The sequence below is a fragment of the Nitrosomonas sp. genome (assembly GCF_019752415.1).
In the GTDB taxonomy this organism is placed as follows: Bacteria; Pseudomonadota; Gammaproteobacteria; order Burkholderiales; family Nitrosomonadaceae; genus Nitrosomonas.
The window spans coordinates 1-12817 of sequence record NZ_JAIEME010000059.1 but is presented as its reverse complement, the minus strand read 5'-3'; the positions used below and the strand labels follow the sequence as shown (position 1 = coordinate 12817).

At 45.8% G+C, this 12817-nt stretch carries 13 protein-coding genes and 1 pseudogene; 9 read left to right on the top strand and 5 right to left on the bottom strand.

Annotated elements, in window-relative coordinates:
* Positions 1–4 precede the first annotated feature (4 nt).
* Positions 5–448: an SsrA-binding protein SmpB gene (smpB, locus tag K2P83_RS09865; protein WP_292928717.1), complete on the top strand. Its 444-nt coding sequence runs from the start codon at positions 5–7 to the stop codon at positions 446–448.
* 46 nt (positions 449–494) lie between these two features.
* Entirely contained in the window at positions 495–1508 is a 1014-nt protein-coding gene (locus tag K2P83_RS09860; protein ID WP_292928715.1) for a COX15/CtaA family protein, read from the top strand.
* An 82-nt stretch (positions 1509–1590) separates the two neighbouring features.
* Here the strand turns inward: K2P83_RS09860 and K2P83_RS09855 are convergent, their stop codons facing one another.
* From K2P83_RS09855 to ispB, 4 genes are all read right to left on the bottom strand, one after another.
* Positions 1591–3006 (bottom strand): sigma-54 dependent transcriptional regulator, encoded by a 1416-nt coding sequence (locus K2P83_RS09855; RefSeq protein ID WP_292928713.1) that lies wholly within the window; start codon positions 3004–3006, stop codon positions 1591–1593.
* Entirely contained in the window at positions 2997–4403 is a 1407-nt protein-coding gene (locus K2P83_RS09850) for an ATP-binding protein (protein ID WP_292928711.1), read from the bottom strand. The genes K2P83_RS09855 and K2P83_RS09850 overlap by 10 nt, the downstream gene beginning before the upstream one ends.
* Positions 4404–4656: 253 nt before the next feature.
* Entirely contained in the window at positions 4657–4884 is a 228-nt protein-coding gene (locus K2P83_RS09845; protein ID WP_292928709.1) for a PP0621 family protein, read from the bottom strand.
* Positions 4885–5215: 331 nt separating this feature from the next.
* Complete coding sequence (gene ispB, locus K2P83_RS09840; protein ID WP_292928707.1) at positions 5216–6184, bottom strand: octaprenyl diphosphate synthase; 969 nt, start codon at positions 6182–6184, stop codon at positions 5216–5218.
* Positions 6185–6331: 147 nt separating this feature from the next.
* Between ispB and rplU the strand changes: the two genes are divergently transcribed.
* The 7 genes from rplU (at position 6332) to K2P83_RS09805 (ending at position 12458) form a co-directional block, all read left to right on the top strand.
* Positions 6332–6643 carry a 50S ribosomal protein L21 gene (gene rplU, locus K2P83_RS09835; protein ID WP_013966404.1) on the top strand — a complete coding sequence of 104 codons (312 nt, stop codon included), beginning with the start codon at positions 6332–6334 and terminating at the stop codon, positions 6641–6643.
* Between the two features lie 10 nt (positions 6644–6653).
* The gene (gene rpmA / locus K2P83_RS09830; RefSeq protein WP_013966405.1) at positions 6654–6911 is read left to right on the top strand and encodes a 50S ribosomal protein L27; all 258 of its coding nucleotides are present in this window, start codon (positions 6654–6656) and stop codon (positions 6909–6911) included.
* A 104-nt stretch (positions 6912–7015) separates the two neighbouring features.
* The gene (gene cgtA, locus K2P83_RS09825) at positions 7016–8077 is read left to right on the top strand and encodes an Obg family GTPase CgtA (protein WP_292928704.1); all 1062 of its coding nucleotides are present in this window, start codon (positions 7016–7018) and stop codon (positions 8075–8077) included.
* Positions 8074–9183 carry a glutamate 5-kinase gene (gene proB / locus K2P83_RS09820; RefSeq protein ID WP_292928702.1) on the top strand — a complete coding sequence of 370 codons (1110 nt, stop codon included), beginning with the start codon at positions 8074–8076 and terminating at the stop codon, positions 9181–9183. The genes cgtA and proB overlap by 4 nt, the downstream gene beginning before the upstream one ends.
* A 61-nt stretch (positions 9184–9244) precedes the next feature.
* Positions 9245–9646, top strand: a complete 402-nt coding sequence (locus tag K2P83_RS09815; RefSeq protein ID WP_292928701.1) for a heparan-alpha-glucosaminide N-acetyltransferase domain-containing protein — start codon at positions 9245–9247, stop codon at positions 9644–9646.
* Positions 9619–10356: a heparan-alpha-glucosaminide N-acetyltransferase domain-containing protein gene (locus K2P83_RS09810; RefSeq protein WP_363279530.1), complete on the top strand. Its 738-nt coding sequence runs from the start codon at positions 9619–9621 to the stop codon at positions 10354–10356. Before K2P83_RS09815 ends, K2P83_RS09810 begins: the two co-directional genes overlap by 28 nt.
* Positions 10357–10415: 59 nt before the next feature.
* Positions 10416–12458 carry an NAD(+) synthase gene (locus K2P83_RS09805; protein WP_292928699.1) on the top strand — a complete coding sequence of 681 codons (2043 nt, stop codon included), beginning with the start codon at positions 10416–10418 and terminating at the stop codon, positions 12456–12458.
* Between the two features lie 82 nt (positions 12459–12540).
* Here the strand turns inward: K2P83_RS09805 and K2P83_RS09800 are convergent.
* A pseudogene (locus K2P83_RS09800) lies at positions 12541–12720 on the bottom strand (KTSC domain-containing protein); the annotation flags it as partial.
* Between the last annotated feature and the right edge of the window lie 97 nt (positions 12721–12817).

Genomic DNA, 12817 nt, shown 5'->3' with positions numbered 1-12817 from the left:
CTGTATGAGTATAGTACAAAATAAAAAAGCCTTTCACGATTATTTTATCGAGGAAAAGTACGAAACAGGCATGGTGTTAGAAGGATGGGAAGTCAAAGCCATTCGTGACGGTCGAGTTCAATTAAAAGAAGCCTATGTTATTATCCGCAATGAGGCATTATACCTCATTGGTTGTCACATAAGTCCGCTCAAGACAGCCTCAACACACATCACCCCTGATCCAACAAGAACACGCAAATTGTTGTTGCACGCGGAGCAGATCAAGCGGCTCATCGGCAAAGTAGAACGTGCCGGATATACTCTGGTTCCGCTGGATATGCATTATAAAACAGGCAGGATTAAACTGGAAATTGGCCTGGCTAAAGGTAAGAAACAGCATGACAAGCGCGAATCTGAGAAAGAAAAAGAATGGGAACGTACCAAGCAAAGAATACTGCGCGCCAAATAAGACAATCAAAAATAAACTTCCGATATAACTTTTATTCTTTACGACTATGCAAAAATCTATTGCTATCTGGTTATTAATTTGTTGTGTCATGGTATTTGCCATGGTGGTGGTCGGTGGTGTTACACGACTCACTAACTCAGGACTTTCAATTGTTGAGTGGCAGCCGATTGTTGGTACATTACCCCCCATCACTCAGGGAGATTGGGACGAGCTACTGGAAAAATACCGCGCAACCCCGCAGTACCAAAAAGTTAATAAAGGTATGAGTGTCGATGAATTCAAGAGTATTTTCTGGTGGGAATACTTTCATCGTCTGTTAGGTCGGCTGATTGGTTTGGTATTTTTTGTTCCTTTTGTCTATTTCCTAATGAAAAAGCAGATCGATCGACCATTAGGAATTAGGCTAGCTGGAATATTTGTATTAGGTGGATTACAGGGATTTATGGGTTGGTATATGGTTAAGAGCGGACTGGTTAGCGACCCCCATGTGAGTCAGTACCGTCTTACTGCACATCTAGGATTGGCATTTGTCATTTTTGCCGCTATGTTTTGGGTTGCATTAGGATTGCTATCACCGGAAAAAGATAATCCTGAGTCCAATGAAATGCTGCAAAGCCTACGGCGATTTTCCTTTGGTCTGACCTCACTTATTTTTATCATGGTGTTATCCGGCGGCTTTGTCGCAGGCATTCGAGCAGGTTTAGCCTATAATACTTTCCCGCTCATGAACGGGCATCTGATACCTCCAGAAATCTTTATGTTGGAGCCGTGGTATCGCAACTTCTTTGATAACATGGCGACTGTTCAATTCGATCATCGGTTGATCGCCTGGATTTTGGCTTTTTTAGTACCGCTTTTTTGGTTTCAATCACGCAAGGTAGAACTCTCCGACACAACCCGAATTGCCTGCAATCTTTTTTTGGGGATGCTGGTAATTCAAATTAGTCTTGGTATAGCGACTTTACTACATGTAGTGCCTATCCCTCTAGCAGCTTCACACCAAGGTGGCGCAGTGTTGCTATTTGCAGCAGCATTATGGGTAAGTCATCGATTACGCTAGTACTTAGAAGCTCATCTCATCGTGTAGGATGCCGTGAGATAAGTTTAATATTTAATTGCTTACACCCCTCGCCCCCGGTACTTTAGGATTTCTCATTTAATCCTAACCGTTCCATCCTGTAACGCAGAGACCGGACAGTGATGCCCAGTATTTTAGCTGCTTTTGTTCGATTATATCGACTCTGATCCAATGCTTTTACAATAGAGTCCTTTTCAAGCTGATCAAGAAAATCCTGCAACGGCAATCCTGGATCCGCAATGATTATGGGAAAATTACTGGCATTTTGTGAGATTTCTCTGGATTTATTGGGCAGTTGCAGCTCTTCTTTACCAATCTGCGTATCGGGGCAAAGTGCCAATGTCCGTTCAAGTATGTTTTCAAGCTCACGAACATTACCGGGATAGCCATAGTTCATCAGCAATGCCAGGGCATCTTTCTTAAGATTACAAACGGGCCGCGCGGATTCTCGGCAGATCTTTGCCAGAACTGCTTCTGCTATGAGCGGAATATCTTCACGCATCTCACGCAATGCTGGCATGTTCAATTCGATTACATTCAGACGATAGTATAAATCCTGCCGGAATTGCCCGGTTTCAACACAATCACCAAGATTCTTGTGTGTGGCGCTGATGATACGCACATCGATATTTTTTTCTAGCGTATCACCGATTCTTCTCACCTGTTTTTCCTGGATTACTCTAAGCAGTTTAACTTGCATAGCCAGTGGCAAATCCGCGACTTCATCAAGAAATAACGTTCCGCCGTTTGCTGTCAGGAAAAATCCATCATGCTCCTTATCTGCGCCAGTGAAGGCACCTTTTTTATAGCCGAAAAACTCACTTTCCATCAGGTTTTCAGGAATGGCCCCGCAATTCACAGCAACAAATGCTTGTTTATGGCGAGCACTTCTTTCATGAATCATTCTGGCGGCCAGTTCCTTACCACTGCCTGATTCACCGCTGATATAAACAGAAGCCTGACTGCGGGAAAGTTTGTCTATGGTTGCGCGTAGCTGACGCATGGGTTGAGATTCGCCCAATAAGATGCGCTGATTCGATCGGACTTGTGATGCAGGTCCGGTTTCTATGGGTGGCAAGCTCAGGGCGGATTTAACTAAATCCCGCAACTGTTTTAGCGAAACCGGTTTCGGCAAGTAATCAAAAGCCCCTGCTTTAAGCGCAGCGACGGCATTTTCTGCCGTACCATAAGCTGTTATCACGGCAACAGGCAAATCTGCACACTGCTGTCCAATATAATTAACCAGATCCAATCCGTCTCCGTCAGGTAAACGCATGTCGGTAAGGCATAACTGAAATTGACGTGATTGCAACAATTGCTTGGCGTCATTGATACACTTTGCACTGAAAACTTCCATTCCCATCCGCGCCAGTGTCAGTTCGAGCAACTCGATAATATCCGGTTCATCATCCACAATCAGTATATTGGGAATGGAAGTTTTTCTATGTGGATTTGCTATTGATCCACTATCTATAGACATGGCTGGCTGCTTTTGCAGATTATCCTAAAATTCCCGCCTGGAGAATCCTCAACATAGTCAAGCGATGCATGATTCGTTTCGCACAACTCACGTGCGATGTATAAGCCTAGACCTGTACCGCCGGTCGCAGTGGTGAAAAAAGGTTCAAAAATCTGTTTTGTTTGTTTCATGTCGACACCCCGACCATCATCAATTATATTCAGACAAACATTATTCGCATTTGCTCCTGTAGACAATTCGATGCGTATACTGCCGATTTGTTTTTGACAATGCCGCCATGCATTTTGGCATAAATTCCACAGTATCTGGTTCAGATGATCACGATCAAAACTAATCAAATGATTCTTCGAGCCATCTACTATAATAAATGTATTCGTATTGATTTTCTCAGTATGACAAAATTCTTCAAGAAACTTCTGAATAAATTCATGTATCTCAATAATTTCTAATTTTGAAATATTACGCCGGTTCAGTTGCAAAACATCCTGCACTATCTTGTTTAGACGTTGCGTATTTTCACAAATGATACGCACGAGTTGAGGATTCGTATTATTATCAAGCTGCTCTTCTTCCAAAAGTTCAGCGGCATGATTGATCGCGGAAAGCGGATTACGAATCTCATGAGCGATATTCGCCGTCAAACGACCCAAGGCTGCGAGTTTTAGTTGCTGTAACTGCGCCTGTATGTGCCCCATGTCTTCGAGAAAAATAACGACACCATTACGAGAGTCTGCTTGTATCGGAAGAAAACGTGTTCGAACCAATGCATTACTATGCGCTAGCCGTAACAGATCGAAACTAATATTGCTGTCTCCCTGCCAGCTCACAAGCCTATCGGTTATTTCAGGCACATAATCCGAGAGTCTGAGCAACTCATTCTTACCATCAGATGAATTCATATTAAGCAGCTTCTCAGCGTAAGTATTGCGCTGCCGGATGTTTCCATCCTTATCTAAGACAAGCACTCCTTCTTGTATATCCTGAATTACTAATTGATTGACTTGCGCCATGTTTACTAGATCGATACCGCGTTCTTTTGCAAGTTGTTCACTGGCCAGAGTATGTTTAGCCAACTGATACGCCAACCAGGCAACGGCAAAGTACGCCATGCTCAATAAACCTGCTTGTGAGTATTGCGCGGAATAGAAATCAACCGTGAGTAAGGAATAGGTCTCTTGCAACAATAAACTAATGGTTGCAATCGATGCAAAGAATAGTGCCAAACGACCATGACTGATTAATCCCGCTGCTGCGAGCGAGACCAATAGCAAAACACCCAAGCCGCTTTGTACCCCCCCACTGGCATAAAGCATGATCGAAATAAAAACAATATCAATCACGACTTGTACGGTTAGCTGCGAATTAAAATCAGGAGCGCGCAATTTAATAAGCAGCATCGACAGGCTACTACAAAGAACGTGGCCTAAGCCCGCATAAATAAACAGCGCATAATGATGTAAACCGAAATTGGAAAATTCAAATTTCCACGTAACAATCAACAATCCACTGCCAATCATCAACCGGTAAATATTAAAATAATAGAGAGAACGCCAGTACTGATCTTTATATTCAGTCTCAGTTATTCCGGAATCAAATGGCCAGAGTATTGAATGTTTTGTATGAGACGGATAAGTAGACACAGCAATCGAATCAGGATGAAGAATTTATATACAAATGACTATGCTCGCTACAACAAAAATATTTATCATGATTACCGACAGCCTCGCTTTTAGGCAAATAAATACCACAGTACGAACAATTCACCATATCTTCGGCAGTTTCTTGAAGTACTTCAGTATCTTTTTGCTTGGGTCGACGGCTTTTGAGTATCCAGTAAATCAGTACGGCTATCAGTATGTAAAAAATTAATTTACCCATATTAATTTCAATTGCTCTCTTCTCGTATACCATCAATCTGGATTTAATTTGCCGTCACTATACTTTAATCTTAACAATTTCTTTACATCGGCAAATTGTGGATTAACCATGGTTTTAGTACCTATCAATAAAAGATTAATAGTCACCCAATCAAATGATAAATATTTCAAATAGATAGCTGAAAGAACAGGTTTGAAATTGGAAAAACCTAGCGTCTTGAAAACAAGTCAATAGGAATTTGAAGAAGACTCCTCTACGTAACAAAAAAGAATCATTCCATTTAAATCAATTCCAACCAGAAACTATTAATCAGTCTGGAAACTTTCTTTAATCAATGATTGCGTGTCACAGAAAAGCTCGCTAATTGCAGCAAACATTTTTTATTTTCTGAATCTGGTAAGAAAGCTATTGCGTCAATCGCTGTTGTAATTTCAGCCGCAGCACAATGCTTCGCGTAGTCTAAGGCCGCTGTTTGGCGAATAACATCCAGCACTGGTTGAAAACCATCTTTTCCGCCATCCTCAATTGCCTTACGGATAACACTTACTTGTTCGGGCGTTCCCACTTGCATGGCATAGATCAAAGGCAGTGTAGGTTTCCCCTCAGCCAGATCGTCGCCTAAATTCTTACCGGTATCCTGATTATTACCCGAATAATCCAGCATATCGTCAATTAGCTGAAATGCAGTGCCAAGATGCATACCATAAACTGACATCGCATCTTCTTCTTCCGCTGTGGCATTGCCTAAGATTGCACCCAACCGGCTGGCTGCTTCAAATAATTTGGCTGTTTTAAAACGAATAACTCGCAGATAGTTTTCTTCTGTTACCAGCGGATCCCGGCAATTCAGTAGCTGTAAAACCTCGCCTTCAGCAATCGTATTCGTTGCATCTGCGAGCACTTGCATGACACGCATATTGTCAACATTTACCATCATTTGGAAGGCTCTGGAATAAAGAAAATCTCCTACCAGAACACTGGCCGCATTACCAAACAGAGCATTGGCTGTTTCTCTATTTCGACGTAAATCAGATTCATCCACGACGTCATCGTGGAGCAAGGTTGCCGTATGAATAAATTCAACAATGGCTGCTAGGTTATAATGAAATTTCCCTGAGTAACCAAAAGCGCCAGCGGATAAAATCACCAATGCAGGACGTAAACGTTTCCCTCCACTATTGATGATGTATTCACTGACTTGGCGAATCAGTAGAACATGAGAATGTAATTTCTCCCGGATGACATCGTCTACGATGTCCATGTCTTGAGCAATGAAGCTTCTAATATATTCGATTGACACAATATTACCTTGTAGAAAACGCTATGTTAGGAATGACAACACCCAAGTGTCAAGCATAAAGATAAATTGCTCGAAATTTTCCACCACAATCAAAGGTTATTTATGTATAATTCGCGGTTCTGTAAAAGGGAAGCATGGAGTCAATATATGTATGCGGTCATAAAAACCGGCGGTAAGCAGTATCGGATTAAAGTGGGTGAAACACTGAAGGTGGAACAGCTTGAAGTTGAAAGTGGCAGCGAGCTTATTATTGATCAAGTATTGATGATTGCGGATGGGGATAAAATATCCGTGGGCACGCCACTCGTCAATGGCGCCAAAGTCAGTGCAACAGTACTGGGTCAAGGCCGTCACGACAAGATTCGTATCTTTAAGATGCGTCGTCGCAAGCACTACCAGAAACATCAGGGACATCGGCAGAATTACACTGAAATACAGATTACCGGTATTTCAGCTTAAGGAGTACTAGATGGCACATAAGAAAGCAGGCGGAAGCTCAAGAAATGGACGTGATTCACATTCAAAACGGCTCGGAGTCAAGCGTTATGGTGGTGAATTGATCCCAGCCGGATCGATTATTATCAGACAACGCGGCACTCAAGTTCATCCCGGAGAAAATGTAGGTATTGGCAAAGATCATACCTTATTTGCAAAAATTACAGGGAAAGTGAATTTTAGTATCAAGGGTGTATTAAAACGAAAAATAGTCAGTGTGATACCAGCTTAACAGCACAGAAGCACCAAATTCTTCCAAAAAGCCCTGTCTAAAATGATGGGGCTTTTTTGTTTGCGGGATCGTATAAGAATTACAGGGAACGATAGCCAAGATTTATGAAGTTTATTGATGAAGCGATTATTCAGGTACTAGCCGGTAAAGGCGGCGATGGCGTCGCAAGTTTCCGGCGCGAGAAATTTATTCCTAAAGGCGGGCCTGATGGGGGTGATGGCGGGCGCGGCGGCAGCGTATTCGCAATAGCGGATCGTAATATCAACACATTGATTGACTATCGTTTTGCGCGTATCCATCGGGCCAAAAATGGCCAAAATGGTCAAGGCTCCGATCGCTATGGAAAAAGCGCCGAAGATATTGTACTGCGTGTACCTGTTGGCACACTTATCAAAGACAGCACTACCGATGAAACGATTGCTGATCTGGTTCGTGATCAGCAAAAGGTTTTGTTAGCCAAAGGCGGAGCAGGCGGAATTGGTAATCTGCACTTTAAATCCAGTACCAACCGGGCACCGCGTCAGTTTACCTACGGTGAACCAGGGCAGGAATTTGAACTGAAACTGGAGCTCAAGGTGCTTGCCGATGTAGGCTTATTGGGTATGCCGAACGCTGGAAAATCCACACTTATACGCGCCGTATCTTCCGCACGTCCCAAGGTGGCCGATTATCCATTTACTACTTTGCAGCCTAACCTGGGCATGGTACGGATTGATCAAAACCGCAGTTTCGTCATGGCTGACATTCCTGGCTTGATTGAAGGCGCCGCTGAGGGCGTTGGATTAGGGCATCACTTCTTAAAACATTTATCACGCACCCGGCTATTGCTTCATGTCGTCGATATGATGCCTCCGAATGAAGACACGGATCTTGTTCATGAAGCCCAGGCATTGGTCAAAGAATTACAGAAATATGATGAGTCCCTTTATCAGAAACCGCGTTGGCTGGTATTGAACAAGACCGATATGATGCCAGCCGAAAATCGTGCCGAATTATGCCGTCAATTTGTTGAGAAACTAGGGTGGAAAGACAAATATTTTATTATTTCCGCATTAACCAGTGAGGGCTGCAAATCCTTAACCTATGCCATCATGGATTACCTGGAACAAAATTTACCGCCACAGCCTGAAAATCAGATTCCAGAAGACGAGTTCGTTGATCCATGATAAAGCAAGCACGCCGTATTGTCATTAAAGTAGGTAGCAGCCTGGTCACCAATCAAGGCAAGGGACTGGACCACGCCGCGCTAGCCTGTTGGGCAGCACAAATTGCAAGCCTTAAACAAATGGGCAAGGAAATCATTCTGGTCTCGTCGGGTGCAATCGCCGAAGGCATGCAGCGATTAAATTGGGAAAACCGCCCCACTGCATTATATGAATTGCAGGCTGCAGCTGCCGTTGGGCAAATGGGTCTGGCGCAGGCCTATGCATCCAGCTTTTCTGAGTATGGTTTGCAAACCGCCCAAGTGCTTCTGACGCATGAAGACCTGTCTAACCGGAAACGTTATCTCAATGCACGTTCCACCCTAACGACTTTATTAAAGCTAAACATCATTCCTATTATTAATGAGAATGATACCGTTGCAATTGATGAAATTCGTTTTGGTGACAATGACACTCTGGCGGCGTTGGTCACTAATCTGGTTGAAGCCGATGTGCTGATTATTCTGACTGATCAGGCCGGTTTATTTACCAGCGACCCACGCAAGAATCCAGATGCGAAATTATTGAGCGAAGTAAATGCTGGTGACTCCGCGCTTGAGAAAATGGCCGGTGGCGTTGGCAGCAGTATCAGCCGTGGCGGGATGCAAACTAAAGTAATCGCCGCCAAACGTGCGGCACGTAGTGGCGCGGATACCATCGTCGCATCAGGGCATGAAGACAACGTGCTAGTCCGCCTTAATCAGGACGAGGCTATCGGCACCCGTTTCCTGGCCAAAATCCCGGTATTGGCAGCACGTAAGCAATGGCTTGCTGACTATTTACAAGTACGCGGGTCTGTGACACTGGATCAAGGCGCTGTGAAGGCGCTTTCAGCCGATGGCAAAAGCCTGCTCCCCATTGGCGTCATCAGCGTCGACGGTGAATTTGAGCGCGGAGAAGCCGTATCTTGCCGCGATGAAGCAGGCAGAGAGATAGCCCGCGGTTTGATTAACTATAGCGCTGTTGAAACACAAAAAATCCTAAAACAAGCCAGCAATGAAATCGAAGCCATACTGGGTTATGTTGATGAACCGGAACTCATTCACAGAAATAATCTGGTCTTGCTTTAACTGCAATTAATAAAATATGCAATGCGCTGTATTATTTGTTTGATTTTGTCTAAAAGAACGAGTGATCCAATTGGATAAAAACGCGCAACGTATCGCTGCCATCGACTGGCTGCGCGGAATTGTGATGATCCTGATGGCGCTTGATCATACGTCATGGTTTTTCAATACGAACCGGATTTTCGCTGACTCGGTATTATTGTATGAAAGCGGCGATCTGTTCGCCACCGATCAATTCCTCACACGCTGGATCACCCATATCTGCGCCCCGACATTTGTTTTCCTGGCAGGAACATCGATTGCAATCAGTAATATCCAACGACGCGAACAAGGCGTAAGAATTCCGTCATTGACCGTGAATTGCTGCTCCGTGGCGCTTTTATTGCCTTCCTTGATCTGTGCGTATTCTCACTGGCTTCTGATAAGTTTATATTGCAAGTGCTCTATGCCATCGGCATCAGCATGATGCTCATGGTTCCTTTACAACGCCTGGGCGCCCGTGTGGTTTTTTTCTTGGCGGCACTCATCCTGGCGGGAAGTGAGCTATTACTGACGGCCCTGTGGCAACCCGGTGGTGAAGTACCGCTGTGGCTGGCACTGACCTTCGCACCGGTATTCGGTGAAACTTATACCGTACTCTATCCTGCATTACCCTGGCTGGCGATCATGATGCTGGGCTGGGTGTTTGGCGAACGATTAATGTCCCAGCAACCGGGCTTGTGGCCGTTAGAGCGTTTGCTGATGGTCAGCGGCCTATCCGCATTGGTTTTATTTGTGCTTATTCGCAGTATCGACGGCTATGGCAACCTTTTTATGCACCTTGGAGGCAACACCGTCGTGCACTGGCTACATATCAGCAAATATCCGCCCAGCTTAGCTTACACTGTCCTGGAACTGGGTTTAATGGCCATTATTTTTGCGCTGCTGATACGCCTGGAATCCGTCAAAACCGTGATCAGTCATAATGGACCCATTCTCGTCTTTGGCCAGACCGCGTTATTCTTTTATCTTGCGCACTTCGGTGTTTTGGCAGCACAGCGTCTTGTGTTAGAACGCGGCGGCCTTGAACAGACTTATTGGATTACCTTGCTGGTACTAATCATACTCTATCCAATCTGTCGTATTTACCGTTCACTAAAATGGCGCTATCCACAGAGCCTTTTACGTTTCTTGTAAAATAGCCATAGCTGTGAGTCTGTGTACAATAGAAAATTAGCTTCACTTCGGGGAAACCAGTGAGAAACTTCTACTCGATCTACTCGCACAACTTTATCCGCGTATCCGCGTGCATCCCCCCACTCAAGGTGGCGGATCCGGTATTCAATGTCGAGCAAACCCTTGAACTCGCACGCCGCGCATCGGAAGCCAAAGCATCGATTGCGCTGTTTCCCGAATTGGGCCTTTCTTCCTACACGGCCGACGACCTTTTTCACCAGCAAGTACTGCTCGACGCCGTGATCAACGGGGTCGAACATATTGTTGAAGCCAGCCGTGAACTCACACCAGTCCTCCTGATTGGTGCGCCGCTCCGGTTTGAGGGAAAACTTTTCAACTGCGCAGTCGTCATTTACCGCGGCCGTGTCCTTGGCATCGTGCCCAAGACATACTTGCCGAACTATCGCGAATTCTACGAGAAACGCCAATTCACATCCGCCTGCACGGCCATTGCGCAGGAAGTCAGATTTCTCGGCCAGATTGTTCCGTTTGGCAACGATCTCATCTTCAATGCAATCAACGTGGACAATTTCTCACTGCATGCTGAGATTTGCGAAGATCTATGGACACCCATCCCGCCCAGCACTTACGCCGCCATGGCCGGGGCGACTATCCTTGCCAATCTATCCGCAAGCAATATCACGATTGGCAAAGCGGATTACCGGCGCAGTTTGTGTGCATTACAGTCCAGCAAGTGCATCGCGGCCTATCTCTACACGGCCGCCGGTCCCGAAGAATCGACCACTGACCTCGCCTGGGACGGTCACGCCATGATTTATGAGAATAACCAGCGTCTTGCTGAATCCAAAAGATTTTCAGATGAGGCGCAGATCATCACGACAGACATCGATCTCGAGCGGCTCGTGCAGGATCGTATGCGCATGACCAGTTTCAATGATTCCGTGCAAGCGCACCTCGATCAGATACGCACAATTCGTCCGGTCGAATTTGAATTTATCATTCCGGACGGAAACACTCCGTTACTCCGCTCCGTCGAGCGCTTTCCGTATGTCCCCAGTGATTCGGCTCAGCGCGATGACCATTGCTATGAGGCATACCATATTCAAGTGCACGGCCTGATGCAGCGCTTGTCATTTACCAAAATGCAGCGAATCGTCATCGGCGTCTCGGGCGGGCTTGATTCTGCTCACGCACTGATCGTAGCCGCGCACACGATGGATCGACTGAATCTTCCGCGCGCCAACATTCTTGCCTACACGATGCCGGGCTTTGCAACCAGCGACGCGACAAAATCCAACGCAATGAAGTTAATGGGAGCGCTCGGCGTTTCAAGCCAGGAAATCGACATTCGCCCGTCGTGCCTGCAAATGCTGAAAGACATCGCACATCCTTTCTCCGATGGCAAACCGGTATACGATGTGACGTTCGAGAACGTACAGGCGGGCGAACGAACCTCGCATCTGTTCCGTCTCGCCAATTTGCACAACGCGATTGTGCTGGGAACCGGCGATCTCAGTGAACTTGCGCTCGGCTGGTGCACTTACGGCGTTGGTGACCACATGTCGCATTACAGTGTAAATGCTTCCGTTCCGAAAACGCTGATCCAGCACCTGATCCGCTGGACCATCCACACTCAGCAGTTCAGTGACGCCACCAGTGAAGCACTGTCATCGATCCTGAATACGGAAATATCGCCGGAACTGATCCCGAGCCAATCGCCGGACAAACCGCTGCAAAGCACCCAGCAAATCATCGGCCCCTACGAGCTGCAAGACTTTAACCTCTATTACACCACGCGTTTCGGTTTCCGCCCGGCAAAAATCGCATTTCTCGCGCTGCACGCCTGGAGTAACCGGTCTTCAGGCCACTGGCCGGATGGGCTTAACGAGCAGTTGCAAAACGAATACGATCTCGCAACAATCAAGCGCTGGCTCGGCGTTTTTCTTTTCCGATTTTTCCAGACCAGCCAATTCAAACGTTCATGCATTCCCAATGCCCCGAAAGTGGGATCTGGCGGATCACTGTCGCCACGCGGCGACTGGCGGGCGCCATCCGATGCAGAAGCACGGGTATGGCTGGATGACTTGAAGCTTATTCCGTGACCAGGCGGATATGATAGGCAGTTCCAGCTTGGGCCGATTAGCTCTCTTACCGATCCTGGCGAGTTATTACATATTGACCTACTTATACTTTCGAGTACCGATACGTCCCCTTGATCCTAGCTGCTAAATATCCTCCGACGGAATCTGCATCGCGTAATTCGGTAAACACAACTTCTGGTACATCAAAGTACTGATAGGTCGCTCCATTTTTAAATTCTATCTCCAAGGTTGAGCTATCCTCGTCATAACCGATCGACTCTACATTACTTGATGTTACCGATGTGAGGTATGCTGATTTTCATGGAGTCCGAAGTTTCATAAAATGAAGACATGAAATGGAGGATGAAGATGGAATTACC